This is a genomic window from Xanthomonas sp. CFBP 7698 (assembly GCF_003600855.1).
In the GTDB taxonomy this organism is placed as follows: domain Bacteria; phylum Pseudomonadota; class Gammaproteobacteria; order Xanthomonadales; family Xanthomonadaceae; genus Xanthomonas; species Xanthomonas cannabis.
On sequence record NZ_PRDN01000002.1, the window covers coordinates 654607 to 680600 of the forward strand.

Here is a 25994-nt window from a genome sequence, read left to right on the forward strand (position 1 = left end):
CCGCCCACCGCAAGGCTCGTATGGCACCGCGCACCACCCGTCGACAGTTGCTCCGCGGTGCGGCCACGCTGGCCGTGCTCAGCCGGGTCCCGAGCGCTTGGGCGCTGCCGCACGCCCCTGCGCGCGGGCCGGCCTTCATCGAAGACCTGATTGCACGCATGACGCTGGAGGAAAAGGCCGGCCAGCTCAGTCTTTTCAGCTCGGCAGAACAGATCGACAAGGCCATCGTCGCCAACCCGATCCACAAGGACGCGGCCGGCCGCACCCAGCTGGCGGCAGCGCGCGCCGGGCAGCTGACCGGGGTTTTCAACGGCTCCAACGTGCGCTGGCATCGGCAGTTGCAGCAGGCCGCCATGCAAAGCCGGCTGAAAATCCCATTGGTCTTTGCCGCCGACGTGATCCATGGCTACACCACGGTCTTTCCGGTGCCGCTGGGCGAAGCGGCCAGCTTCGAGCCGGAGCTGGCGCAACGCACCGCGCGTGCCGCCGCGATGGAAGCCAGCGCGGTCGGCATCGACTGGACATTCGCGCCGATGGTGGATATCGCCCGCGATGCCCGTTGGGGCCGCGGAGTGGAAGGCGCCGGCGAAGACGTGCTGCTGGCGCAGCAGTTTGCGCAGGCACGCGTGCGTGGCTTCCAGGGCGAGGCCGGGCTGGCGCATGCCGATGCGCTTGCCGCCTGCCCCAAGCATTTTGCCGCCTATGGCGCGGCCGAAGGCGGCCTGGACTACGCCCGCGTGGACATCTCCGAGCGCACGTTGCGCGAGGTGTATCTGCCTCCGTTCCAGGCCGCCTTCGACGCCGGCGCCGTGACCACCATGGCCGCGTTCAACGCGCTGTCGGGTGTGCCGGCAACCGCCAACGCCTGGTTGCTGGGTACGGTGCTGCGGCAGGACCTGCAGTATCGCGGCCTGGTGGTGTCCGACTTCACCGCCGACCAGGAACTGGTGGCGCATGGCGTGGCCGCCGACGACCGCGACGCGGCAAGGCTGGCGTTTCTGGCCGGCGTGGACATCAGCATGGAGAGCGGCCTGTATCTGCGCCATCTGCCCGCGCTGGTGGCCGCGGGCGTGGTGCCGATGCAGCGCCTGGACGCCTCCGTGCGCCGGGTGCTGGGTTTCAAGGCGGCATTGGGGTTGTTCGACGACCCGTTCCGGCGCCTGCAGCCGGCACGGGCGCAGCCGCGCCAGCGCCAGGCAGACACGCTGGCGCTGGCGCGCGAGGCCGCCTGCAAGTCGGTGGTGCTGCTGAAGAACGAACGCGCGCTGCTGCCCCTGCAGCGCAGCGGGCAACGTATTGCGCTGATCGGGCCGATGGCGCGCGACTGGGTCAACCACGCCGGGCCATGGAGCCTGTTCGACCAGGAAGACCGCAACAACACCGTGGCCGCGGCCGTGGCGCGTGCCATGGCCGACCCGCAGCTGCTGCAGGTGGTGGACGGGTGCGGCTTCGACCAGCCGCTGCCCGGCGGCGTGCAGGCCGCCGTGGCGGCCGCGCGCACGGCCGACGTGGCCCTGCTGGCGGTCGGCGAGCCGATGACCTACTCCGGTGAGGCGCAATCGCGGACCGAGATCATTCTGCCGGACGTGCAACAGCAGTTGCTGGCAGCGGTGGCGGCCACCGGCACACCCGTCGTGTTGCTGCTTAGCACCGGCCGAGCGCTGGCGTTGCAAGGCCCGGCACTGCAGAGCGCAGCGATCCTGATCACATGGTTCCTGGGCTCGGAGGCAGGCAACGCGATGGCCGACATCCTGTTCGGTGCGCAGGCACCCAGCGGCCGCTTGCCGGTGAGTTTCCCGCATGCTGCAGGCCAGGTGCCGTACACCTACGCACATCCACCCAGCGGCCGCCCCAATCTGGACCCCGCTGCCCTGCAGCCGTACACCACGCATTACCGCGACGTGCCGAATACGGCGTTGTTTCCGTTCGGCCATGGCCTGACCTACGGCCGCATCGACTACAGCGACCTGCGCCTGAGCGCACCACAGCTGACCGCCACCAGCCGCCTGCAACTCAGCGCGCGCATCGGCAACCGCGGCAGCCGCGATGCAGACGAAGTGGTGCAACTGTATGTGCGCGACCGCACCGCCAGCGTCACCCGCCCGGTGCGCGAGCTCAAGGGCTTCCGCAAGGTCAGGGTGCCGGCCGGCGCGAGCGTCGAGGTGCAGTTCGAGCTGCGCCGCGAGCACCTGCTGTTTGTCGGGCAGGCCATGACGCCGACCGTGGAGCCCGGTGTGTTCGATGTGTGGATCGCGCCGTCGGCCGAAGCCGATGGCGTGAGCGGCAGATTCGAACTGCTGGGATGAGCGCGCCGATGTCGCCGCAGTCGTTGCGCGTTGCGTTGCGCTTGATTGCAGAGCCCGGGCACTGCAGCGGCGGCAGCGGCATCGCAACACGCGCCGGCTGTTGACGCAGCGGCCGGCCGGCGGCCACGCAAGGCATCAACGCGATACGTCGGCGCCAGCGTGCGCGACCACACCGGCGGTGCGCAGTGCGCACGCGCATCCGGCGCGCTGCATCGCCGGCATACGCAGCCTGCGATGCCGGCCACCGGCGCCAGCCCTGCCTATTTCCCCGCCAGCACCTGCGCCAGAAACGGCGCCGTGCGGCTGCCACGCTGCCGCGCAACCTGGGCCGGTGTCCCCGCCGCCACCACGCTGCCACCGCCACCACCGGCGCCCGGCCCCATGTCCAGCACCCAGTCGCTGCTGGCCGCCACGCGCATGTCGTGCTCGACCACGATGACCGTGTTGCCGGCGTCCACCAGGCCCTGCAGCTGGGTCATCAAGGTGTCCACGTCGGCCGGATGCAGGCCGGTGGTGGGTTCGTCCAGCACATAGACGGTGTCGCGGCGTTGCGCACGCTGCAACTCGCTCGCCAGCTTGATGCGCTGCGCCTCGCCGCCGGAGAGTTCGGTGGCCGGCTGGCCCAGGCGCAGATACCCCAGCCCCACTTCGCGCAACACCTGCAGCGGCCGCACCACGCTGGTGTCGTCGGCAAAAAAGTCGGCCGCCTGATCCACCGTCATCGCGAGCACCTGCGCAATGGTGTGCCCGCGCAGTTCGATCTCCAGGGTCTTGGCGTTGTAGCGTGCGCCGTGGCAGGTGGGGCACGGCGCATACACGCTGGGCATGAACAGCAATTCCACCGACACCGAGCCCTCGCCTTCGCAGGTGGCGCAACGACCCTTGGCAACGTTGAAGGAGAATTGCCCGGGGTCGTAGCGCCGGCGGCGGGCGGTAGGCGTGGCGGCAAACAACTTGCGCACCGGGTCGAACAGGCCCGTGTAGGTGGCCAGATTGGAGCGTGGCGTGCGGCCGATCGGCTTCTGGTCCACGCGTACCAGCCGGCGCACCTGCTCCAGCCCGCCCACGATCGCCCCACCCAACGGCAGCTGCGTGCCGCGCTCCAGCGGGTCCAGTGCCTCGTCTTCGTCTGCCGGCGTGTGCCCCAGATGGGCCGCCAGCAGTTCCACCAACGCCTGGCTCACCAGCGACGACTTGCCCGAGCCGGACACACCGGTGACGGTGGTGAACACGCCCAGCGGCAGATCCACGTCCAGCGCGCGCACATTGTTGCGGGTGATGCCGCGCAGCTGCAGCCAGCCGGTTGCCGCGCGCGCGCGGCTGTGCACCGGTGGCGGCGTGCCGAACAGATAGCGCCGCGTGGATGAGGCCTGCACCTGTTCCAATCCGGCAGGCGGGCCGCTGTAGAGCACCTGCCCGCCATGCACGCCGGCGGCCGGGCCCACATCCACGATCCAGTCGGCGTGGCGGATCACGTCCACCTCGTGCTCGACCACGAACACCGAATTGCCGGCCGCCTTGAGCTGATCCAATGCACCCAGCAGCGCTTGCGCATCGGCCGGATGCAGGCCCGCCGATGGCTCGTCCATCACGTACACCACGCCGAACAACTGCGAGCGGATCTGCGTGGCAAGCCGCAGCCGTTGCAGCTCGCCCGGCGACAGCGTGGGCGTGCTGCGTTCCAGGCTCAAATACCCCAGCCCCAGCGCCTGCACTACTTCGATGCGCGCGCGCAGGTCGGCAGCGATGCGTTGCGCGGCAATCGCCTGCTCCGGGTGACTGGCAGCGCCCTTCCTGCTGCCTTGCGTGCGCACATCGGCCTGCGCGGCCGGGCGCAGCAACTCGGCCACCTCGTCCAGCGGCCGGCGCGACAGCTCGCCGATATCCAGCCCGGCAAAGGTCACCGACAGCGCCTCGCGGCGCAGCCGCTTGCCATCGCACTGCGGGCATTGCGTGCTGATCAGATACTGCGCCACGCGCTTTTTCATCTGTGCGCTCTGCGTGGTGGCAAAGGTGTGCAGCACATAGCGGCGCGCACTGGTGAAGGTGCCCATGTAGCTGGGCTCTTCCTTGCGTTTTAGGGCGCGCTTGACCTCGGCCAGGCTGTAGCCGGCATACACCGGCACCACCGGCTGTTCGTCGGTGTAGAGAATCCAGTCGCGGGTCTTCTTCGGCAGGCTGTGCCACGGCACATCCACGTCGTGCCCCAGCGTGGTGAGGATGTCGCGCTGGTTCTGCCCATGCCAGGCGCCCGGCCAGGCCGCCACCGCGCGGTCGCGGATGCTCAGGCTGCGGTCCAGCACCATGGTCGCCTCGGTGGCGTCGTAGATGCGGCCCAGGCCGTGGCAGGTGGGGCAGGCGCCGGCCGGCGTGTTCGGCGAAAACCCGTCCGCGTAGATGATGTCCTGCCCCGGCGGATACTGGCCCGCACGCGAGTACAGCATGCGCAACGAGTTGGAGATGGTGGTGACGCTGCCCACCGACGAACGCGCACTCGGTGCGCCGCGCGCCTGCTGCAACGCCACCGCCGGCGGCAGGCCATCGATGGAATCCACCTCCGGCACGCCGACCTGGTCGATCAGCCGCCGCGCATAGGGCGAGATGGAATCCAGATAGCGCCGCTGCGCCTCGGCAAAGATGGTGCCGAATGCCAACGACGACTTGCCCGAACCGGACACGCCGGTGAACACCACCAGCGCATCGCGTGGAATATCCACATCCACATGCTGAAGATTGTGCTCGCGCGCACCGCGCACGCGCACCAGGCCGGAAGAAGCAGACATTGCGTTGGACATGACGGTAAAACCAGATCGACAAGGCCGCAGCCTAGCGTGCGCGGCATGCAGCCGATGTCAGCGCTTGCGGCCGGTGCTGATCACCCAGTGCTGATCGACCAGCGCGCGCCCGCGCTTAGCCCGGCGCGTGCGCCGGCAGCGCCTGCTCGCCGTGGTCGGCCAATGCCTGCATCCGCGCGACCACGCCGCTGAACAGGCGTGCGGTGGCGGCGTTGCGGCTGCGGAAGATCTCTTCCAGCGCGGCGTAGTACCACAGCGTGCCGTCGCGGCCGGCGGTGAACACCTTGAAGATGTCCTGCCCCACCGCCGGGTTGTCCAGGTCCTGCACGATGGTGCGCGCGTTATAGAGCTTGTCGCAGCCGGACACCAGCAGCGCGCGCTCGGGCGTCTTGCGCAGGTGCTCCAGATAGGCCAGCTTGCGTTCGCGCCAATCGCGCTTGCGCGCACGCGCGCTGTTGTCCACCTCGGCCTTGTCTTCGGCGGTGGCGTCGGTGCAGGCCATCACGATGTCGGCCACGGCGTCGCCGAACTGCGCGCGGATCGAGGCCTCATGGCCGCCACCGCAGTCTTCCACCACGTCATGCAGCAGGCCGGCAATGGCCTGTTCTTCGTCGCCACCGCATTCCAGCACCAGTGTCGACACGCCCAGCAGATGGCTCAGATACGGAATCTGCGTGCCCTTGCGCACCTGTCCGGCATGGGCAATGCGCGCGTAGTCCACGGCCAGGGCGTAGCGTTCGGTAAGAGCGGTCATGGGGCGTCCGATGCGAGCGATGGTGACAGTATCGCCGAGCCCGACCACGCGCGCAGTGAGGATGCTGCGATGGGCGGTGCGCCCTCAATGACGCGCTGTTGCGGCCGATAGGACTAGGCTCGACCCACGCCGCATGATGGACCACGCCATGACCCAGATTCCTGTTTGCAACGCCTGCCGCGACGGCCAGGAATTTCCCACCGCCATCACCATGGCGTTCCAGCCCATCGTCGATGTCGCCACGCGCAGCCTCTATGCCGGCGAAGCGCTGGTGCGCGGGGTCAACGGCGAGTCGGCCGGCAGCATCCTGGCGGCGGTGGATGCGCGCAACCGCTATGCCTTCGACCAGGCCTGCCGCATCAAGGCGATCGAATGCGCCGCGCAGATCGCACTCCCCACGCTGCTGTCAATCAACTTCATGCCCAATGCGGTCTACAACCCCGAGCATTGCCTGCGCGCCACGCTCTCGGCTACCGAACAATACGGCTGGCCGCTGGATGCCATCATCTTCGAGGTGAGCGAGCAGGAGCACCTCACCGACCCGGCCCACCTGCTCGACATCCTGCGCACCTACCAGGCCCGCGGCCTCAAGACCGCCATCGACGATTTCGGCGCCGGCTACGCCGGGCTCGGCCTGCTGGCCGACTTCCAGCCCGACCTGCTCAAGCTCGACATTGCCCTGATCCGCGGCGTCGACACCAACCGCAGCCGCCAGGCCATCGTCCTGCACGTCACCCGCATGTGCGAAGAACTCGGCATCACCGTCATCGCCGAAGGCATCGAACAACCCGACGAATCCCGCGCCCTGCGCGACATGGGCATCCACCTGCAGCAAGGCTACCTGTTCGCCAGACCGCAGATCGGCGCGCTACCGCAGGTGCACTGGCCGCACTAAGCAAGCGCGCGCCAATCGCGCCCCCATCGGCACAAGCGCAACACACCATCCGCACCCGAAGACATCCCCCGGCACGCAAGCCGCTTCACGATTCCCTATTCCCGATTCCCTATTCCCCAGCACTGGCGAGTTCAGAGACCGGCACCGGGTTGGCCTGATGCGCCAGGTATTGATGGACCTGCGCCACCACCGCCGCGCCCTCGCCCACCGCCGCAGCCACGCGCTTGACTGAGCCGGCCCGCACATCGCCGATGGCGAATACACCCGGGCGATTGGTTTCCAGCGGCAGGCAGGCCGGCACGCCATCGCCGCGCGCGGTGCCGGTAATGACAAAACCGCGCTTGTCGGTTTCCACGCAGTTCTGCAGCCAACCGGTATTGGGGTCGGCACCGACAAACAGGAACAGGTGGCGCAACTCCACCCGTGTGGTCGCACCATCTGCGCGGGTGCGCAGGACGGCCGCCTGCAGGCCGCGATCGGGGTCACCGTCCAGCGCGGCCACTTCGGTGCCGGTATGCAGCTGCACGTTCGGCAACGCAGCGATGCGCTCGATCAGGTACTGCGACATCGACGCTTCCAGCCCGTCGCCGCGGATGATCAGGTGCAATTCCTTGACCCGCGGCGCCAGGAACGCCACCGCCTGCCCTGCAGAATTGCCGCCGCCCACCAGCGCCACCACGCCGCCCTCGCACAGGCGCGCTTCCACCGGCGAGGCCCAGTACGACACGCCGTGGCCTTCGAAGCGCTCCAGCCCTTCGATGTCGGGGCGTCGATAACGCGCACCGGAGGCGATCACCACGGTGCTGGCCAGCACCTGTTTGCCATCGGCCAGGTCCAGATGCAGTGCACCGTCGTCGCGCCCGCATTCCAGCGTTGCGGCTTCGAGCGGGATGGCCAGCTCGGCGCCGAACTTCAGCGCCTGGTTGTACGCACGCCCGGCCAGCGCCTGCCCGGAAATCCCGGTAGGAAAGCCCAGATAATTTTCGATCCGCGCCGAGGCGCCTGCCTGCCCGCCGATGGCGCGCTGATCCAGCACCAGCACCGACAAGCCCTCCGAGGCCGCGTACACCGCCGTCGCCAGACCTGCAGGGCCGGCGCCCACAATCGCCACGTCGTAGCGCTTGTCCGGGTCGATGTCCGGGGTCATGCCAAGGCAATGCGCGGCCTCGGCATCGCTGGGCTGGCGCAGCACGCGGCCACTGGGGCACACCATCACCGGCAGGTCGTGCTCCTGGATGCCCAGCCGCTCCACCAGCGCGCGGCCGTCGTCGTCGGAGACATCCATCACCGTGTTGGGGTAGCCGTTGCGGGTCAGAAAGCCCTGCAAACGGGTCAGATGCGGGTCGTCCGGCTCGCCGATCAACACCGAGCCGGAGGCATCGCCTTCGATCAGCCCCACCCGGCGCAGGATCAGCGCACGCATCACCACTTCGCCCACTTCGGCCGAGCTGATCATCAGCGCGCGCAGATGTGCAGTGTCGAACGGCAGCGCCAGGCAACCGTCCGGCCCGGCGCGCCCGGCCGCCAGCGACGCGCGCCCGGCCAGCTGGCTCACCTCGCCGGTGAACTGGCCGGGCGTGTGCAGCGTGATCGGTTTTTCGTTGCCCAGGCCGTCGCGGCGCACCACTTCGATGGCGCCTTCCAGCACCACCCACACCGGCGCGTGCGCATCACCCACTTCGAACACGGCCTCGCCAGCGCCGAACCGCTGCGCCGGCCCGCTGGCAAAGCGCCGCGTGATTGCCAACTGGCCCGCATCCAGCTCGGGAAACATCTGATGGTGGCGGGTCTCGTCCAGAGGCATGGATCGGCAGCGTTTGAAGGGGGATTGCATGCAAGCATGCGCAGTGGTGACGGCAATGGCAATCACTCGAAATAGGCACGGCAGCGCATGACACGCGGCACACGCGCCGCAAGCGCACGCGAGCGGAGGTGGCAGCCGATTGCGCACGGCCGCGTCCTGGCGCTTGCCTGCGCAGGCGAGCGCCACCGGGCCATCACATCTGCACGCGCATCACGGCGACGGCGGCTCCCAGTGCGGGCCATGCCGGCCTGCGGCCATGCGCTCGGCCGGGCGCACGCGAAACACCACACTCAGGCGTTCGCCCACTGCGCGGCTGGTCTTGGGAATGCCATGGGTATGCGTTCGCTGCGAGGCATGGCTCATCGCCAGCAGACTGCCCGGCGCCAGCTCCAGGCCGATGGCGCGTGCATGGCCAGTGTTGGCACGCAGGTTCATGCGTCGCGGCGTTCCCAGTGACACCAGCGCAATCGGATACGGCGCCACCAGCGTCTGCAGCGTGTCGTGATGCATCGCCACGCTGTCGCGCCCGTCGCGATACAGGTTCAGCCCCACCGCGTTGTACGGCGCGGGCACCACCGCCTGCACCGCATCGAGCAGGCAGTGCAACGGCAAGCCGGCAGGCAACGCGCCATCCAGCCGATAGGAGGCCAGCAGACGCGGCACCTCGACCACGCGGTCGTACATCTCGCGCCGCTGGCTGCGCCAGTCCGCTGCATCGCGCAGCGCATCGAAGCACGCCTGTGCCAGCGCCGGCGCAAGCAGCTGCGGCCAATAGCGCACGCCGCCTTCGGCATCGTCCAGCACCTGCAAGGGCGTGGCGGCAGTGTCGAACAGATCCATCGCTGCCATATGCGGGCGGGCGCAGGCGATTTCAGCACCACGCCCGCGTCACGCCGTGCAGCAACCCGACCAGTTCAGCTTCACGCAGCGGTACGCAAACAGCCGCGTCGTGTTCACGCCGGGCGATCAAGCATGCCTGTCCAACGTTGTGGAGCTCTCGCATGCATCGCACTTCTCCTGCCCACGTGGTGATCTCCGGCGCCTCCAGCGGCATTGGCCAGGCCACTGCCGAAGCCTTTGCCGAACGCGGCGCGCGCCTGGTGCTGGCTGCACGCGGCGAAGACGCCCTGCAGGCCGTTGCCGAACGCTGCCGCGCACGCGGCGCCACCGTGCTGGTGGTGCCCACCGACGTCAAGCATGCCGACCAGGTCAAGGCACTGGCCACCGCCGCACAGAGTTTCCTGGGCCGCATCGATCTGTGGTTTGGCAATGTCGGTGTTGGCGCGGTGGGCAAATTTCACGAGGTGCCGATCGACGCCAGCGCTGCGGTCATCCACGCCAACCTGCTGGGGCGCATGCACGATGCGCACGCGGTGATCCCGATCTTCATCGCGCAGGGCCATGGCGTTTTCGTCAACATGATTTCCTCCGGCGGCTTTGCACCGACGCCGTATGCGGCAGCGTATAGCGCCAGCAAGTTCGGCCAGCGCGGGTTTTCCGAAGCGCTGCGTGCCGAGCTGGCCGACTACCCGCGCATCCATGTCTGCGACGTGTACCCGTATTTTGTCGACACGCCCGGCCTCACCCACGGCGCCAACTACGTGGGCCGGCGTCTGGGCGGCCCGCCGCTGATGCTGGACACCCGCACCGTGGCTGCAGCGGTGCTGCGCCTGCTCGACCGCCCGCGCGCCACCGTCGTACTGGGCGCGCCCGTGCACGCAATGCGCGCCGCACACGCACTGGCGCCCAATCTGCTGGCCCGCCTCACCCATCGCGTGTTTACGCGTTACTTCGCGCAGGCACCACGCGTACTGCAATCCAGTGGCAATGTGCTCGGCCCGCCGGCCATTGCAGGAGGCATCGACGGCGGCTACCGCAGGCGCGCGGCAGCGCATCCACGCTCGCCCCGCAACACGCTGGTGATCGGCGCGGCAGCAGCGGGGCTTGCGGCCCTGGCCGTACTGGCGCTGCGGCGACGGTGAGGCGCTCTCATCCTGCTGCCGCAATGGCTGGGCAACGCATTGCAGGCGACAGGCGGCAGAGACGATTGGCTGGCACGTGGACACCTATCGTGTGCAGCGGATACCCGGCCGGCAGCGTTGCCTACAACGGCGTCGCTGCCGGTCTGGGTTGAAGGAGTCTGGCCGGTGTCTGGTCGCGTGGCGAACCCAACCGGCAGCGCACCGCTGCCTGCACCGCACCCCTGTGGCCCGCCAGGACGCTGTGCTACGGTCCGGCGCTGCATCCGCCGTAGCCGTTCGCATGCCGCATCGATTGATCGCATCTCCTCGTCTGCGCTGGCTGCTGCTGTTGGCCAGTCTTGCGGCCTTCACCGGCAACGCGGCAGGCCGCACGGCCGAGTCTGCCTTTGCCGCCGTAGACCCATTCATCGGCACCGGTGGCGAAGGCCACACCTATCCCGGCGCCACGGTCCCGTTCGGCATGGTGCAGCTGAGCCCGGACACACAGATCAAACCGCGCAAGGAGGCCTATGGCTGGGCTGCGGGTTATCGGCATAGCGACACCACCATTGTCGGCTTTTCGCATACGCATTTTTCCGGCTCCGGGTATTCGGACCTGGGCGACATCCTGCTGATGCCGCAGGTGGGCGAGATCAAGCTCGAACGTGGCGATGCGAACACACCTGGCAGCGGCTACACCGCGCAGTTCGATCACAGCAGCGAACAGGCACAACCCGGCTATTACGCGGTCACCCTGAAAGACCGCAACATCCGCGCCGAACTCACCGCCAGCGCGCGCGTGGGCGTGCATCGCTATCACTTTCCGAAAGGCGCGCCGGCGCATGTGCTGGTCGATTTGCGCACCAGCCTGTACGACTACCCAGGCAAGGTGCAGTGGTCGCGGTTGCGCGTGCGCAGCGATGGCACCGTCACCGGCTTTCGTGAAACGCGCGGTTGGGCGCCCGGCCGGCAACTGTATTTCGCCATGCGGTTTTCGCGCCCGCTCACCGCCACGCAACTGCACGACACCGAGCAGGACATTGCGTACAAGGGCTTTCCGCCGCCCGGCGCGAACAACCCGGCGCAACGCGCGCAGATCGAAGGCCGGCAACTGGTGGGCGTGTTCGATGTCGTCAACGACGGCACGCCGCTGGTGGTGAAGGTCGCGCTATCGCCGGTCAGCGAAGCCGGCGCCATCGCCAATCTAGATGCGGAAGTGCCGGGCTTCGATTTCGACCGCGTGCGCGCCGATGCACGTGCGCAATGGACGCAGGCGCTGGCGGCGATCGATGCACAAGGCACGCCGCAACAACGCACCCAGCTCTACACCGCGCTGTATCACACGCTGCTCGGCCCCACATTGTTCATGGACAGCGATGGGCACTATCGCGGGCCGGACAACGCCGTGCATCAAGCCAGCGGCTGGACCAACTATTCCACGTTCTCGTTGTGGGATACCTATCGCGCTCTGCACCCGTTATTGACGCTGGTGCAGCCGCCGCAACGCAGCAGCGACATGGTCAATTCCCTGCTCGCCGCACGCCGCGACAGTCCGTACGGCATCCTGCCGGTGTGGGCATTCCACGGCCTGGAAACCTGGTGCATGATCGGCTACCACGCGGTGCCGGTGATTGCCGATGCGTACATGAAGGGCATCGGCGGTTTCGACGCCAACGAAGCCTTGCAGGCGATGGTGGTCAGCGCCGACTACGGCCCGTACGACGGCATCGCGCAATACCGCGAGCTCGGCTATGTGCCCATCGACGAAGAAGGCGAAGCGGCGTCCAAGACGCTGGAATACGCCTTCGACGATTGGACCATCGCGCGCATGGCCCAGGCGCTCGGCAAGCCAGAGATCGCCGCCGAATTCAACAAACGCGCCGGCAATTGGAAACACGCCTTCGACCCGGCCACCGGCTACATGCGCGCACGCACGCGCGCCGGCAATTTTCGCGAACCGTTCGACCCTTCGGCCAGCGGCTACGGCAGCGACTACACCGAAGGCAATGCATGGCAGTACTCGTGGTACGTGCCGCAAGATGTGGCCGGGCTGGCCGCTGCGCATGGCGGCGAGGACAAATTGCTCGCGCGCCTGGATGCGGTGTTCGATGCCAAGGTGGACCCCAAGGTGTTCGAGCACATGGAAGACATCACCGGGCTGATCGGCTGGTATGCGCATGGCAACGAACCCAGCCACCACGTGGCCTATCTCTACGCCTATGCGGGCCAGCCCTGGCGCACGCAGGCCCGCCTGACCCAGATCGTCGATAGCCAATATCACGCCGGGCCCGAAGGTTTAGCCGGCAACGACGACCTTGGCCAGATGTCGGCCTGGTATGTGTTCACCACGCTGGGCTTTTATCCGGTGGCGCCGGGCAGCAATCAATACATCATCGGCCGCCCGTTCCTGCCGCGCGCCACGCTCAACCTGCCCAACGGCAAGCGCTTCAGCATCGTCGCCGATGGCCTGAGCGCGTCACGCCCGTATATCGGCAGCGCCACGCTCAATGGCCAGGCCTTGAACCGCGCCTACCTCACGCATCAGGAGATTCAGGCCGGCGGCGAGCTGCGCTTCCGCATGCAGGCCACGCCGAATCAGCAGTGGGCAACGGACCCAGCGCAGCGGCCGTATTCGATGTCGGCGCAGCCCCGCTGATTCAGAAGTAGATGCCCATGCGCAGCCCGCAGGCGTCGCGCTCGACCACCGCCGGCAGGCTGCCGGCGGTGCCTGCCGCGATCCGCTGCGCACTCCAGCAGGCCGCCAGGGCGTCCAGCACATCGTCTGGCTGCGCGCAGGCACGCGGCACGCGTTCCAGCAGCGAGGCAACGCGCGCCGCGCCGTAGTGGTCGCCTAGCAACCGGCAGCGTTGCCGCTGCCCTTCGCTGCTTTTCTTCGCTGCAGCCAGGCCCGGCCCGCCGGCAAGCGCCGCAAACGAGACTTCCGGATGCACCTCGAACACACGTGCGGCCCATGCGGGGTCTGCCCGCAGGGCGTCGTCCCAATCGCGGATCTTGGGCAGCAACGCAAACGACTGCACGCCAAAACCACGCTGCTTCTCATGATCCAGCACGCGATGCAGCGCAGAGGCTTCCGCTTGGGTGCGTGCCTGCAAGATGCCGCGCAACGGCGCAGCAAAGATGCTGCACGCACGCCGCCCGCCCACGAATCGGCGTGCCTGCGCATCCGCCACGCGCGGTGCGTGCTCGCTCAGCCCGATTGGGATATCCACGCCCAGCACGTCCACCGCAGGCAGGGCCACTGCCAGTGCAGCCACACTTGGGTAGTAGGCAAATCCCAGTACGTCGCCGTTGTCCCACACGGCGATCCAGCCACTGCGCGCGCCATCGACGCCGACATACCAAGGTTGTTGCACGGCTACAGATTCTCTTGTGTGAAAGATGGACGAGGTGACCCTGGAGTGACGCGCACACGGCGTCGTCGCGTCACGCGTTCACATGATGCACAAGTTTTTTTCACCCGTGCACAGCAAGGGCGTTCCCACACTGGGCGGCATCGGTGCGCTGTGTCCGCGCGTACCGCGCCATCCCCCACTGCAGGAGTCCGTGCATGTCCAGCGCGAAGAACCAGTACGAAATGCAAAACCCCCTGACCCAATTCCCGCAGCCGCAGTTCCCGGAGCAAACCCAGGACGCGCCCGGCACCATCCATGCGCTGCAACCCAAGGCCGACCACGGCGAGCAGAGCTATAAAGGCTTTGGCCGCCTGCTCGGCCGCAAGGCGCTGATCACTGGCGCAGATTCCGGCATCGGCCGTGCCACCGCCATTGCCTATGCGCGCGAAGGCGCCGACATCGTGCTCAATTATCTGCCCGAAGAAGAACAGGACGCCGCCGAAGTCGTCGAACTGATCAAGGCCGAAGGCCGCAAGGCGATCCCCATCCCCGGCGACCTCAAGGACGAAGCGTTCTGCAACGAGCTGGTGGCACGTGCGGTCAGCGAACTGGGCGGGCTCGATCTGCTGGTCAATATCGCCGGCAAGCAGACCGCCATCAAGGACATTGCCGACATCACCACCGAGCAGTTCGACGCGACCTTCAAGACCAACGTGTATGCGATGTTCTGGCTGTGCAAGGCGGCCATTCCGCATCTGCCGCCGGGCGCGTCCATCATCAACACCGGCTCGATCCAGTCCTACCAGCCCTCGCCTACCCTGCTCGACTACGCCTCCACCAAGGCGGCCATCGTCAACTTCACCAAGGGCCTGGCCCAGCAGGTGGCGGACAAAGGCATCCGCGTCAACGCGGTCGCACCCGGCCCGGTATGGACGCCGTTGCAGCCCAGCGGTGGCCAGCCGCCGGAAAAGATCCCGGATTTCGGCTCAGAAACGCCACTCAAGCGCGCCGGCCAGCCGGTGGAAATGGCCCCGCTCTACGTCATCCTGGCCACGCAGGAATCCAGCTACGTCACCGGCGAAGTGTTCGGCGCCACCGGCGGCCTGCTGTTGTCTTGAGCCGGCCCGACGCGCAGTTCAAACGCGATGCCAGCGACACCTTGCCGATCGCTGCCTATGCAGCGGTCGGCGACGGGCGTTCGGTCGCCCTGTGCGGCGCCGACGGCAGCATCGACTGGTGGTGCGTGCCGAAGATGGACTCACCTCCACTGTTCGATCGCCTGCTCGATGCGGGCGCAGGCGGCTATTTCGCCTTGACGCCGCGCACCCTGCAGCAGGTAAGCCGCCGCTATCGCGACGGCAGCAATATCCTGGAAACCATCTTTACTACCGACACCGGCAGCGCGCGCCTGACCGAGTCGCTCAATAGCGGCGAAGCCGGCCGCCTGCCGTGGTCGGAGTTGGCACGCCGTATCGAAGGCATCGACGGCGAGGTGCTGTTCGATCTGGTTTACCGCCCCGGCACCCGCGCCGGCGAGGCAACGCCCTGGCAAAGCGAAACGCCCAACGGCCGCGTACATCACATCGGCCCGTTGATGACGATGCTGCGCTTCGACAGCGCAGCCGTCGATGTCACCCACTGCGATGATCGCAGCGTGCATGCAACGCTCAGCGCACGCGCGGGCGAGACGCATGTGGTCGCCCTGCTGGCTGCCGAAGACGATGCCCTGCCAGTGCCGTCGCTGGCCGATATCGACGGGCGCATCGACCGCAGCGACGAAGAATGGCGCGAATGGAGCGGCAACCTGCGCTACGACAACGGTTATCGCAACGAGGTGATCCGCTCGGCATTGGCACTGAAGTTCCTGTGGTTTTCGCCCACCGGCGCAATTGCCGCGGCGGTGACTACCTCGTTGCCCGAGCAGATCGGCGAGAACGGCAATTGGGACTACCGCTACGCCTGGGTGCGCGATGCGGCATACACCACCAAGGCGTTTTTGCGCGTGGGCGCATTGGCCGACGCCAAGGCCGCTTTCAGCTGGCTGATGCGCACCATCCGCCGCCACCGCCCCGGCGTGCGGCCGTGCTACACGCTCGATGGCGACCTGGTGCCGGACGAACGCGAGATCGACATCCCCGGCTACCGCAACACCCGCCCAGTGCGCGTGGGCAACACCGCCAATAACCAACTGCAGCTGTGCCTGTATGGCGACATCTTCGAGATGGCCGCGCGCTTTCTGGATGCCGGCCACATCCTGGACCAGGAGACTGCCCGCCAGCTGTTCGAACTCGGCAACGAATGCGCCAACAGCTGGATGCGCAAGGACGCCGGCTTCTGGGAACTGGAGGCCAACGAGCACTACACCATGTCCAAGGTGGAATGCTGGCTTGCATTGCGCCGCGCCAGCGAACTTGCCAGGGCCGGGCACTTGTCCAGCGCCATGCTGCCGCGTTGGGAGCGCGAACAACAGCGCATCCTCGATTGGATCGACACCCATTGCTGGTCGGACGCAAAGCAGTCGTACACGTTTTACGCCGGCACCGAGGATCTTGATGCCAGCCTGCTGCTGGCATCGCGCTTCGGCCTGGGCGGCCCACGCCGCGAGCGCATGATTGCCACACGCGATGCCATCCGCAAGGAACTCGCCACCGGCGCGCTGGTGCACCGCTACAGCGGCATGCAAACCCGCGAAGGCAGCTTTACCGCCTGTGCCTTCTGGATGGTGGAAGCCTACGGCCTGCTCGGCGATCGCCAGGAAGCCAGGCGCTTGTTCGAGTGCCTGCTGGAGCAGCAAGGCAACGACGTCCACCTGATGCCGGAGATGGTGGATGCCGCCACCGGTGAAGCCTTGGGCAATCTGCCGCAAGGCCTAAGTCATCTTGCACTGATCCATGCAGCGCTGGCCGTGGACGGCATATAGGCCCGCGAAGTGGCAACCCGCGACGCGCGCCGGAATAAGCGCGGCACGCAACAGGGTGGCGAGCAGCCGTCAGGCGGGTGCGCACGGCGCGAAGCAAATGCAGTGTATGAATGGCATATACCGAATCCGCGCACCGGCTGCGCCCGCCTGGCGGTGAGCGCAGTCGTTTTTTTAGCCGTTCTAAACTATGGAGATGCGTCCCCTTCTCCCACCGGGAGAAGGTGCCCGAAGGGCGGATGAGGGCACGCTTGCTCGCGATCCAAACCAGCTATCGTCGCCCCACCTACTGCATCAACACCACCGTCTGAATCGCATGCGCCGGTATCTCCAACTCGCTCGACGCTTCACCCACATACAGGTTGTAGCGAATCGCCACGTCGCCGGCATTCATCACCACCGTTGCCAGTGCCCCATCGCGGTTTGCAAATGCGGTGGTCATCAAATTACTACGGCTGCTTGCCGCACTCACCCGCCGCGCACCTGGGCGAATGAACTTGGAAAAGTGGCCGATATACCAATAGCTCGGCGTATACGTGACCTCACCGGTGCGCGTATCTGCATGCACCGGCGCAAAGCAGTAATTGCCCACGTGATTGGGCCCGCCGTGTTGGTCAAGCAGAATGTTCCAGTCGGTCCATCCCACCGCGCCATGATTGAGGTCGTTGATGATGGCGGTGCCGTAGCGTTCGCCATTGGGCCAATACTGCAACTTGGCGGCATCAAACTTTTCCACCGCCGCCTCGGTCAGCAGCAGATGCTTGTCCGGGTAGGCCTGCGCCACCGCCGCCACGTTCTCCACCATCGGCTCAAATCCCGCCCAGGTTTCGTACCAGTGGAAGCCCATACCCCAGGCATATTTGGCCGCCTCCGGGTCGTCGAAGATCACATGCGCGCGGTGCACCATCATGTCGCGGTTGTGGTCCCACACGATGATCTTGCGATCGCCATAGCCGGCGCTCGCCATGGTCGGCCCGAGATGGTTTTTCAGGAAATCGCGCTCTTCTTCGGCAGAAAACAGCATCGACTCCCAGGTCTGCACCGCCATCGGTTCGTTCTGCAGGCTGATGCCCCAGATCGGGATACCCGCCTTCTCGTACGCCGCAATAAACCGCGTGTAGTAGCGCGCCCAGGCCTGCGCATACTCCGGCAGCAGCTTGCCGCCCTTGAGCATGGTCTTGCTGTCTTTCATAAAGGCCGGCGCGCTCCACGGGCTGGCAAACGTGGTGAGCGTACCGCCTGCGGCGGCAATCGCCTGGCGCAACATCGGGATGCGGTACCTGGCATCGTGCTTGACCGAAAAACTTTTCAGCGCCGCATCGCCTTCTTTGATGTAGGTGTAGCTGCCGCTACTGAAGTCCGAACTGTGGATGGTGGTGCGCGCCAACGTGTAGCCAATGCCGTTCTGTGGATCGTAGTAGGCGGTGAGCAGCGCGCGTTGCGCACGCTTGGGCAGCTTGGCAAAGGTCTCTGCGCTGGAATCGGTGATGGCCCCGCCAATCCCCAGCAACTCCTGAAACTGCCGCTGCGGGTTGACGAAGATGGAGTTTTCTTTCTCGGTCAACGCATGGCCGGCAACAGGAGCGGCCGCTGTGCTGGCGCGCATCTGTTGCGCGGCGCCTTGAGAGCTGGTGTAGATACGCAACGCGCCATCGCTGCGCGTCGCTGGCGAGCTCGCATCTGACGCTGCTGGGGTCGCCGCAAGTGCCACGGCCGCGGCTACGGCACTCGCGCTGCCCACCGTGCCCAGTCCCATCCCCAACATTCCCACCACCGACCACGTCATCGCTCGCTTCACTGCGCACCCTCCCAGGTAGATCGCGCAAGCCTAACCGAGCAGCGCGCCGCAACATGGCACAGCAAACGAGCGCAAGCGCGCATCGGCCTCCCGTTCTCCCTCTGGGAGAAGGTGGCGCGCAGCGCCGGATGAGGGTACGTGCACACGCAGCGGTGCCAGCTACGCATGCAATGCATCGCCAACAACCTGAAGTACAAGATTGCAATCCGCACCAATCCCAGCAACCGCACCCTCACCCCAACCCCTCTCCCGCAGAAAGAGGGGCTAAATCACCCGCGCGACAAACGATCCAGGATGCCCGGCACTTCCGGCGGAATCTCACGTGCCAGAAACCCCACCGTGCCGATCCGCTTCGCCAACTGCTTACCCGCAGCCGCATGCACAAACACACCCCACAGTGCCGCGGTCAGCGCATCGCTGCCGCGCGCAGCAAACCCTGCAATCACCCCGGCCAGGGTGTCACCCGACCCGGAGGTGCCCAAACCCGGCACACCACCACGGTGCACCCAAAGGGCACCGTCTGGCCCGGCGATAAAACTGTCCGCGCCTTTGACGATGACCACGCTGCGCATCTTCTTTGCAAATGCCAGCGCGTACTCACCGGGCGCCGCCTCCACCGCCGCCTTGTCGTCGCCAGCCAACGTCGCCATCTCACCGGCATGCGGCGTCAGCACAAACGGGCGGCTAGGCGGCGCACGCAAGTTGCGCGACAACGCGCCGGCATCCAGCACCAGCGTGCACACCGCCTTCTGCGCAGCAAGCTTTACCAACGCAGCGGTTGTCGCAGAAGAGGCCATGCCCGGCCCGACCACCGCCGCATCGCACGCGGCCAACGCCGCCTCCAGCGCACGATGCCCACGCGTAATCTCGCCCTGCTCGTTTTGCGCCAGCCCCAGCACCAAGGCTTCCGGCACCGCCAACGCCATGCCGGGCGCCACGCTCGCCGCCGTGGCGATCTGCAACTTGCCCGCGCCCGCACGCAATGCCGCCTCGCCAGCCAACAAGGCTGCACCCGGCACACGCATCGAGCCGCCCACGATCAACACGCGCCCACGCTGCTCCTTGTCGCCACCGGGCGGTGGCAGCGGCATCGCGCGCAGTGCAGCAGCGTTCAACGTGCGCAGGCGGGCGGCGGCCATCAGCGCGCTCCGGCCGGGCGGTCGGATTCGGTGGTTACCGGCTCCTGTGCCAGCTCCGGCGACACGAACTTGGTCCGCACCAACTCCAGCGATTGCCCGTCAGCCGCGGCGGCATATTCGGTGACCCCGCAGTTGGGCACATCGCCCTCGCGATCGATGCCCAGGATGGTCGCCTCGTCCATCCGCTCGATCAGGTAACGGAAGCAATTGACGATGACCTGGTGCCCCACGATCAACACGCGCGCGCCCACATGGTTGCGCTGCAAGTCGCCAACGATGCTGCGCAGGCGAAAGATCACATCGCACCAGCTCTCGCCACCGGGCGGGCGGAAATAAAACTTGCCCACCAACTTGCGTTGCTCCGCCAGCTCGGGAAATGTCGCCAGAATGCCAGCCGTGGTATAGCGGTCGAGCACGCCAAACTCTTTCTCGCGCAGCCGCTCGTCCACGCTCACCGCAGCGTCCGGCTGGCCCAGCGCCCGCGCCACCGCCGCAGCTGTCTGCCGCGCGCGCACATAGGTGGAGCTCAAGATCAAGGTCGGCCGCTCGTGCTCGGGCAACCCGGCCATCCATGCACCCAACGCCTCGGCCTGACGCTCGCCCAATTCCGACAACGGCACATCCGCATCGCGGTGCTCCAGGTCGATCAACGTGGCGCCATTGGCCTCGGCCACGTCGCGCGCCACATTGCCCGCACTCTGCCCATGCCGCACCACCCACAACCGTGCCGGCCACTGCGCCGACACCCCTGCAACCGCACTGTTCTCACTCACATGCATCTCCTGCAACCGAGCAGCACGTGTCGCACAGCGTCCGTGAAAAACCGGTCGACCACCGCATCTGCGGCAACTGCAACGCAGCGCACGCCGCACCCATGACCAATGGCCTACAGCCAAGCGAACGCAACGGATGACTAACGCAACGCCGCTATACTGCAGCCCCCCGCCTACCTGCTCCCCATGTCCAACGTTCTGCTGCTACGCACGGCGAAAGAGCGCGAAGAACTGCGCCTGGAAGAGGTGCTGGACGCCACCGAACAATGCATCGACGAGATTGGCCTGGGCGCCACCAGCTTCGAGCTGATCGCCGAACGCGCCAAGGTCTCCTGCGGCAGCCTGCTGCAGCGCTTCGAAGATAAGGACGCCCTGGTGCGCGCATTGCTGGAGCGCAACTACATGCGCGCCATCCGCCAGATGTGGCTGGTGGAACGCCCGGCCAACGTGCACGTGGTGGATTTCATCGCCGGCCTGCTCGAAGACTGGCTGCTGCAGGAAATCAACATCAAGCGCACCCGCATCGACCTGGAACTGCACCTGGCCACCCTGCGCGACCCGGTGCTGGCTGCCTTCATGCGCCGGCAGAGCGCATCGCTGATCGAACACCTCAGCGCCCTGCTCAAGCGCCTGCTCCGCGGCCACGCCGACCCGGCCAGCAGCGAACAGGAATTCCAGGCCCGCGTCTTCGCCGTCGCCGCCATGTGCGGCGGCCTGCACAACGTCATGACCAGCGGCATGGAACTCAACCGCATGCATCTGCAGTTGATCTTGCGCGAGAGCTTGTCGGGGATTTTGAAGTCTGCGCCGGTGTAGCGAATTGCCACCCCTACATACAGATGGTTGCCTACGGCACTCGGCAATCTAGCGCAGCGACACGCCACAATCGCTCAGACGCCGTCAACGTTCGGCACGCACGCGCCGTCACTCATTTGGCAGGCACCGCTGCGGCGGCGGCGTCCGTCTTCTTGACTGCCTCAATCCTGCTCCAACTCAGCACCTGACTTGCAGGAATCAGGAAGCGTGGCTTGTGTTCGTCGGCAAGCCCGCCGGGCGGCGCCACATAGAAGTCCGAGCCCAATCGGGTGAGCACATCAACTGCCGGCAGCACAAAGACTGACGATTCTAGCTGCGCTCGCTCGCAGCGTGCGTCACCCCAACTCGCCTTGACGATCTGGCAGCCTTGCTCGGTCAATTGCAGCTGCACTCCAGGCAACATGCCGATGCCAAGTTTGCGAACGCTGACATCGACCGTCCCCAACAGCCCGCCGCTATACGCCAACACCATCACCACTACGGGCCCGATTACTCGAATTCGCTTGTTCAATTCGACACGATGGGTTGCATAGACCGTCCAATGAACAACTACCACCATTACAGCAGCGCTACGCCATAACAGGCGTCCGGACGTCACTCACAGCCCATCAAAGCCGCTGAAGCTCCAACTGGCCCAGGATGGTGCGCATGTCACCGGCCGCATCAAAGATCGCGCTGCCCAACACGGGCAATGTGCGGCGGTCCAGCCGATCGGCGTTGCCGGCAGCGATCACATCGCCATGGGCGGCGATGGTCAGCAACAACTGATCCAGCGCATCCACCTGCTCCACAGTAATGCCGAAGGCAAACGCATCACGCTGCATATTGGCTCCTGCTCGCCTGCGAGTGCGGGGCGAAGCCATCACTGGCCGGCTCATGCGGCCTCTCCGGCGTCATTACGCGCGTTGTCAGAGGCATCAGGCTCCAGGCGCGCGGGCCACTGCACCTGCGCCAATGCCTGCGTTACCTGCTCGGCCAGCAGCTCCAGGCAGCACGCCAGCTCGTCCATGCAGATGGCCGGCTGCCGCAACTGCTCTTCGGCCTGCGTGCGTGGCTGCGCCAAACGCGCCAGAAAGCGCATGTGGTCGCGTAGTTGCTGCAAGCGGTATTGCGCGTGTTCTGGCAGGTAGTAGCCAGCGTTCGCATCCAAGTGATGATGAGCCTCGGTCATTTGATCTCTCGCAGGTACCAATCGAGCGAAACCACCGTTGTCGGAGGTGGCGAGCCGCTGTACGAGGAGTTCCGAGGCTCCATGCAGGGATCGTGCTATCGGCAAGGCTGCGAGTCAAGCATCCCGAATTCGAGGAAGTCTTCATCTTTTAGGTAAACAGCACGCCCGCCCCGCAGAGCACGTCAATTCGCGTTGATCGTCGCGCGCTTGCTGCGTGAAGCGGACGGAAAATCCCACGTTGGCTTAGCTATTGCGCGCCTTGTCCAATTGGAACTGCAGCCCGGCCAGCACATCCTTCGCGTCGATGTACTCGTCAGACGCCTTGGCGCTGTCGCGCGAGGCCAGCCCGCGTGTAATGAAGGTTTCCTGCTGCTGGCGCTGCTGCACCTGGGCGCGCACAGAGTGCTCGACTAAGCTGGAAAGCGTCTCACCCTTCTGCAACACCGCCTCGGCTGCTTCGCGCAATGCCGGGTCCACGCGGAACGACGGAAGAGATGCGGATTTCATGGCAGGCCCAGCGCGTTGCAATTGCGATGCAATATCGCAAGCTAGCGCCGACGCTTCAAGCTTCTTTGCAGGCCTGAAGCTGATGATGTCGCACCTACGCTGATGCGATGGTTCGTAGATGCTGAAACACGATGCTTGCGCGCGCCGGTTCGGCCACCAATCCCGGCAACGCGTTCACAAACGCCAGGTTATCCACTAGCCCCTCGAACACGTCGGCAACCCAATGCCGAAGGTCTGCATGCTTCACGGCAAGCTCTTCCACCAACTCGGCACGACCATCGACGACATTGAGGACGTCCTCCAGATCGTGGCTGGAAAGGAAGTCGCTGTTGCCTCGGGTCGCGAAGCCTTCGAGCTTGGTCGCGACGAATGCTGTCGCTGTCACCACGCGGATGTATAGGCGATCGCGCAATGCCACCACTTGGGCCGTCTCTACCGCATGGGCGTACCAGCGGTTGGAGAAGCCAAGCACGTCTTTATCCACCGGCATCAGGTCGAAGAGGACGCCTGACGCTTGGTGTACCCAGCGGCAGATGACGCCGCTCTGCATCTCGCGCGCGAAGCCCTGCGACTCCACGCGCGCCTCGATACCGCGGAACCGGGCCCAATCAAGATTGACCACCGCATCGACGTCATAGGTGGCGCGGACGCTTTCCGCCAATGGATCCGATACCAGCAGGCCAACGACTGCCCCGCCGAGGAAGACCACGTGGTCGCAAAGTTCGCCCAGTGCATCCGCTATCACCAGCAAATGGGGCAAATTAGGATCATCAGAGCGCATCGCCAAGTCCCAGCAATTGTTTGAGATAGCGCGCTGCCAGCGCGCGCTCGCGGGCGCGCCCGCTACGCAGGGCGTCCTGCAGCGCCAACAGTTGGTGCAAGCCAGGGTCGGCCAGCGCAGCGTTGGGCACACCGGACGACAACGGCGACAAGCTGGGGCCTTTGGCCGTGCCCTGCGCGCTTGGCCACACCGGTGCATCCCCTGGGGCGCTGGCAATCGCCGTGGACAGTGGGGGCACACCAAAGGCCGTAGGAATGCCGCGCCTTAGCGGCCCGATGGCCGCAGGAAAGGCATAACGCACGCCGTGAACCGCAAACTCATGCAACGCCGTGCGCACCGTCTCCCACTCGCCGCGGCTCTTTTCCACCGCCAGGCCGGATGCCACAGCGCGCTTGACGCTGCGATGCACCTGGGAGGCGCTCATGCCCAGCGCTTCTCCAAGGGATGCATAGGTCCAGGCCTGGCCCGCCTGGGCAACCTGCTTGTACAGCACCACCAGATCCTGGGGCTTCAGTTCCACGGCCAAGCTCGCCTTATTCCATATTCCGGAATATGGAATATCCAGCCAACGAGCTGTTTTTGCAAGCAGTCGTCGCTAAGTGCCCTGACTAAACGAGGGTCTATCGCTGAACGGCGGAAGCCAGACACGCTCACCCAATTCCCCGCAGCGCCACCCGAAGCGCCTCCCCCGCCAACCGCGCACTCGCCAACAGGCGCTCCAGACTCTGCCCGTGCCGGGCGCTGGCGGACAGCCCGGCCATGGTGGTGCTGACGAAATCCGCCAGCCGGTCTGCGTCGTGCGGGCACTGCTTGACGATGTGGGCGCGGATCAACTCCTGTGCGGCGACATGAAAGCCGCAGGCGGCCTCGCGCGCCTGCGGGTCGTTGCTGCGCGTGCCTTCCAACACCAGGCAGCCGGTAGCAGCGGGGTCCGCGGCGTAGCAGCGGGCGGCGTGCTCCAGTACATCGGCCAGGGCGTCGGCCAGCGGGCGGTTGGCGTCCAGAAGTTGCGGCAGCGGGATGGCGCCGGTCTGCGCGTAGCGGTCGAGGATGCGCGCATACAGGCCGGCCTTGCTGCCGAAGGCGGCGTAGAAACTGGGCGGGTTGATGCCCAGCGCCTTGGTGAGGTCGGCCACGCTTAGTGCGTCGTAGCCGCGCGCATGGAACAGCTGTTGCGCGGTGGCGACCGCTTGATCCGGGTCGAATGCGCGCGGTCGGCCGCGGGCCCGGGAGGTTTCTGTAGCCATTGTTAAAAAATCCTTGACGGCAGACGAAATATATTATGTATTACTCGCTACATTAATTGCGAGGTGGATGCATGTCAGCGTTCAAAGACAAGTCTGTGTTGGTGCTCGGCGGCAGCCGGGGGATTGGGGCCGCCATCGTGCGGCGCTTTGTGGCCGAGGACGCGCGGGTGACGTTTACCTATGCCGGCTCTGCCGAGGCGGCGCAGCGCCTGGCCAGCGACACCGGCAGCAGCACGGTGCTGGCCGATAGCGCGGACCGCGATGCGGTCATCGACACGGTGCGGCGCAGTGGGCCGCTTGATGTGCTGGTGGTGAACTCCGGCATTGCGTTGTTCGGCGATGCGCTGGAGCAGGATCCGGATGCGGTGGACCGGCTGTTCCGCATCAACGTGCACGCGCCCTACCACGCGGCCGTGGAGGCCGCGCGGCAGATGCCGCCCGGCGGGCGCATCATCGTGATCGGCTCGGTCAACGGCGACCGCATGCCGCTGCCCGGCATGGCGTCGTACGCGCTGAGCAAATCCGCGCTGCAAGGGCTGGCGCGCGGGCTGGCCCGCGACTTCGGGCCGCGTGGCATCACCATCAACGTGGTGCAACCGGGCCCGATCGATACCGACGCCAACCCGGAACACGGGCCGATGAAAGACCTGATGCACAGCTTCATGGCGATCAAGCGCCACGGCCGCGCCGAGGAAGTCGCCGGCATGGTGGCCTGGCTTGCCGGCCCGGAAGCGAGCTTTGTGACTGGCGCGATGCATACGATCGACGGCGCATTCGGGGCATGACGCGGCGACGTTTGCATTGATGGCAATGCAGCTCGCCATGCGCGTTGACGGATGGCCGCAAACGTCCTCCGTCAACGCGCATGGCGAGCTGCTGTTGCACCGCCAGCATCGTGATCCACGCGCATTAGCCTGCTGGCGGCGCGTGATCGCACTCGGATGTCATGCGGCGCATTGCACATGCAATGGCTGCCT

Annotated in this window: 24 protein-coding genes; 8 read left to right on the forward strand and 16 right to left on the reverse strand. The window is 66.3% G+C overall.

All coding sequences use genetic code 11. The annotated features are described in order from the left end of the window. Positions 1 to 20 precede the first annotated feature (20 nt). Positions 21 to 2306, forward strand: a complete 2286-nt coding sequence (locus tag XnspCFBP7698_RS10695; RefSeq protein WP_123137425.1) for a glycoside hydrolase family 3 N-terminal domain-containing protein — start codon at positions 21 to 23, stop codon at positions 2304 to 2306. A 260-nt stretch (positions 2307 to 2566) separates the two neighbouring features. On the opposite strand, the gene XnspCFBP7698_RS10700 is transcribed toward XnspCFBP7698_RS10695, so the two are convergent. Continuing rightward, positions 2567 to 5101, reverse strand: a complete 2535-nt coding sequence (locus tag XnspCFBP7698_RS10700; protein WP_104581138.1) for an excinuclease ABC subunit UvrA — start codon at positions 5099 to 5101, stop codon at positions 2567 to 2569. 115 nt (positions 5102 to 5216) lie between these two features. Next, the gene (locus XnspCFBP7698_RS10705) at positions 5217 to 5855 is read right to left on the reverse strand and encodes an HD domain-containing protein (protein ID WP_047695851.1); all 639 of its coding nucleotides are present in this window, start codon (positions 5853 to 5855) and stop codon (positions 5217 to 5219) included. Positions 5856 to 6003: 148 nt separating this feature from the next. Between XnspCFBP7698_RS10705 and XnspCFBP7698_RS10710 the strand changes: the two genes are divergently transcribed. Next, complete coding sequence (locus tag XnspCFBP7698_RS10710; protein WP_104581160.1) at positions 6004 to 6750, forward strand: EAL domain-containing protein; 747 nt, start codon at positions 6004 to 6006, stop codon at positions 6748 to 6750. A gap of 109 nt (positions 6751 to 6859) precedes the next feature. Here XnspCFBP7698_RS10710 and XnspCFBP7698_RS10715 read toward each other — a convergent pair whose 3' ends face one another. The 3 genes from XnspCFBP7698_RS10715 to XnspCFBP7698_RS21880 all read right to left on the reverse strand — a co-directional run bounded on the left by XnspCFBP7698_RS10715 (position 6860) and on the right by XnspCFBP7698_RS21880 (position 9608). After that, positions 6860 to 8554 carry an FAD-dependent oxidoreductase gene (locus tag XnspCFBP7698_RS10715; protein ID WP_047695850.1) on the reverse strand — a complete coding sequence of 565 codons (1695 nt, stop codon included), beginning with the start codon at positions 8552 to 8554 and terminating at the stop codon, positions 6860 to 6862. 210 nt (positions 8555 to 8764) lie between these two features. Beyond that, entirely contained in the window at positions 8765 to 9394 is a 630-nt protein-coding gene (locus XnspCFBP7698_RS10720) for an alpha-ketoglutarate-dependent dioxygenase AlkB (RefSeq protein ID WP_104581158.1), read from the reverse strand. 31 nt (positions 9395 to 9425) lie between these two features. Then, complete coding sequence (locus tag XnspCFBP7698_RS21880) at positions 9426 to 9608, reverse strand: hypothetical protein (RefSeq protein ID WP_104581159.1); 183 nt, start codon at positions 9606 to 9608, stop codon at positions 9426 to 9428. On the opposite strand from XnspCFBP7698_RS21880, the gene XnspCFBP7698_RS10730 reads away from it, so the two are divergent. Together XnspCFBP7698_RS10730 and XnspCFBP7698_RS10735 are read left to right on the forward strand one after the other, a co-directional pair. Next, a complete protein-coding gene (locus tag XnspCFBP7698_RS10730) occupies positions 9556 to 10536 on the forward strand; it encodes an SDR family oxidoreductase (RefSeq protein WP_104581136.1) in 981 nt (326 codons plus the stop codon). The two genes, XnspCFBP7698_RS21880 and XnspCFBP7698_RS10730, sit on opposite strands and share 53 nt — an antisense overlap. 280 nt (positions 10537 to 10816) lie before the next feature. After that, positions 10817 to 13171 carry a GH92 family glycosyl hydrolase gene (locus tag XnspCFBP7698_RS10735; protein WP_104581135.1) on the forward strand — a complete coding sequence of 785 codons (2355 nt, stop codon included), beginning with the start codon at positions 10817 to 10819 and terminating at the stop codon, positions 13169 to 13171. A gap of 1 nt (position 13172) precedes the next feature. Here the strand turns inward: XnspCFBP7698_RS10735 and XnspCFBP7698_RS10740 are convergent, their stop codons facing one another. Beyond that, positions 13173 to 13889, reverse strand: a complete 717-nt coding sequence (locus XnspCFBP7698_RS10740; RefSeq protein ID WP_104581134.1) for a DUF429 domain-containing protein — start codon at positions 13887 to 13889, stop codon at positions 13173 to 13175. A gap of 194 nt (positions 13890 to 14083) precedes the next feature. On the opposite strand from XnspCFBP7698_RS10740, the gene XnspCFBP7698_RS10745 reads away from it, so the two are divergent. Together XnspCFBP7698_RS10745 and XnspCFBP7698_RS10750 are read left to right on the forward strand one after the other, a co-directional pair. Next, positions 14084 to 14986, forward strand: coding sequence for an SDR family oxidoreductase (locus tag XnspCFBP7698_RS10745; RefSeq protein ID WP_104581133.1), 903 nt, complete (start codon positions 14084 to 14086; stop codon positions 14984 to 14986). Continuing rightward, the gene (locus XnspCFBP7698_RS10750) at positions 14983 to 16788 is read left to right on the forward strand and encodes a glycoside hydrolase family 15 protein (protein WP_104581132.1); all 1806 of its coding nucleotides are present in this window, start codon (positions 14983 to 14985) and stop codon (positions 16786 to 16788) included. Before XnspCFBP7698_RS10745 ends, XnspCFBP7698_RS10750 begins: the two co-directional genes overlap by 4 nt. Positions 16789 to 17071: 283 nt before the next feature. On the opposite strand, the gene XnspCFBP7698_RS10760 is transcribed toward XnspCFBP7698_RS10750, so the two are convergent. From XnspCFBP7698_RS10760 to XnspCFBP7698_RS10770, 3 genes are all read right to left on the reverse strand, one after another. Continuing rightward, positions 17072 to 18550: a glycoside hydrolase family 30 protein gene (locus tag XnspCFBP7698_RS10760; RefSeq protein ID WP_146093259.1), complete on the reverse strand. Its 1479-nt coding sequence runs from the start codon at positions 18548 to 18550 to the stop codon at positions 17072 to 17074. Positions 18551 to 18852: 302 nt separating this feature from the next. Continuing rightward, positions 18853 to 19722, reverse strand: a complete 870-nt coding sequence (locus tag XnspCFBP7698_RS10765) for an NAD(P)H-hydrate dehydratase (RefSeq protein ID WP_104581131.1) — start codon at positions 19720 to 19722, stop codon at positions 18853 to 18855. After that, a complete protein-coding gene (locus XnspCFBP7698_RS10770; RefSeq protein ID WP_104581156.1) occupies positions 19722 to 20501 on the reverse strand; it encodes a histidine phosphatase family protein in 780 nt (259 codons plus the stop codon). The genes XnspCFBP7698_RS10765 and XnspCFBP7698_RS10770 overlap by 1 nt, the downstream gene beginning before the upstream one ends. Before the next feature lie 180 nt (positions 20502 to 20681). Here XnspCFBP7698_RS10770 and XnspCFBP7698_RS10775 point away from each other — a divergent pair, with 180 nt between their 5' ends. After that, positions 20682 to 21311, forward strand: a complete 630-nt coding sequence (locus tag XnspCFBP7698_RS10775) for a TetR/AcrR family transcriptional regulator (protein WP_104581130.1) — start codon at positions 20682 to 20684, stop codon at positions 21309 to 21311. Positions 21312 to 21423: 112 nt separating this feature from the next. Here XnspCFBP7698_RS10775 and XnspCFBP7698_RS10780 read toward each other — a convergent pair whose 3' ends face one another. The 7 genes from XnspCFBP7698_RS10780 to XnspCFBP7698_RS10810 form a co-directional block, all read right to left on the reverse strand. Next, the gene (locus tag XnspCFBP7698_RS10780; protein ID WP_147423593.1) at positions 21424 to 21822 is read right to left on the reverse strand and encodes a hypothetical protein; all 399 of its coding nucleotides are present in this window, start codon (positions 21820 to 21822) and stop codon (positions 21424 to 21426) included. A gap of 97 nt (positions 21823 to 21919) precedes the next feature. Then, positions 21920 to 22189: a hypothetical protein gene (locus XnspCFBP7698_RS10785; protein ID WP_104581128.1), complete on the reverse strand. Its 270-nt coding sequence runs from the start codon at positions 22187 to 22189 to the stop codon at positions 21920 to 21922. Then, a complete protein-coding gene (locus tag XnspCFBP7698_RS10790; protein ID WP_104581127.1) occupies positions 22186 to 22482 on the reverse strand; it encodes a hypothetical protein in 297 nt (98 codons plus the stop codon). The genes XnspCFBP7698_RS10785 and XnspCFBP7698_RS10790 overlap by 4 nt, the downstream gene beginning before the upstream one ends. Before the next feature lie 243 nt (positions 22483 to 22725). Continuing rightward, entirely contained in the window at positions 22726 to 22989 is a 264-nt protein-coding gene (locus XnspCFBP7698_RS10795; protein ID WP_104581126.1) for a YlcI/YnfO family protein, read from the reverse strand. 94 nt (positions 22990 to 23083) lie between these two features. Further along, positions 23084 to 23770: a hypothetical protein gene (locus tag XnspCFBP7698_RS10800; RefSeq protein WP_233548956.1), complete on the reverse strand. Its 687-nt coding sequence runs from the start codon at positions 23768 to 23770 to the stop codon at positions 23084 to 23086. Next, positions 23760 to 24290, reverse strand: coding sequence for a hypothetical protein (locus tag XnspCFBP7698_RS10805; RefSeq protein ID WP_104581155.1), 531 nt, complete (start codon positions 24288 to 24290; stop codon positions 23760 to 23762). Before XnspCFBP7698_RS10805 ends, XnspCFBP7698_RS10800 begins: the two co-directional genes overlap by 11 nt. A 130-nt stretch (positions 24291 to 24420) precedes the next feature. Continuing rightward, positions 24421 to 25017: a TetR/AcrR family transcriptional regulator gene (locus XnspCFBP7698_RS10810; RefSeq protein ID WP_104581124.1), complete on the reverse strand. Its 597-nt coding sequence runs from the start codon at positions 25015 to 25017 to the stop codon at positions 24421 to 24423. 71 nt (positions 25018 to 25088) lie between these two features. On the opposite strand from XnspCFBP7698_RS10810, the gene bdcA reads away from it, so the two are divergent. After that, the gene (gene bdcA / locus XnspCFBP7698_RS10815; RefSeq protein WP_104581123.1) at positions 25089 to 25802 is read left to right on the forward strand and encodes an SDR family oxidoreductase; all 714 of its coding nucleotides are present in this window, start codon (positions 25089 to 25091) and stop codon (positions 25800 to 25802) included. The last annotated feature ends 192 nt before the right edge of the window (positions 25803 to 25994 follow it).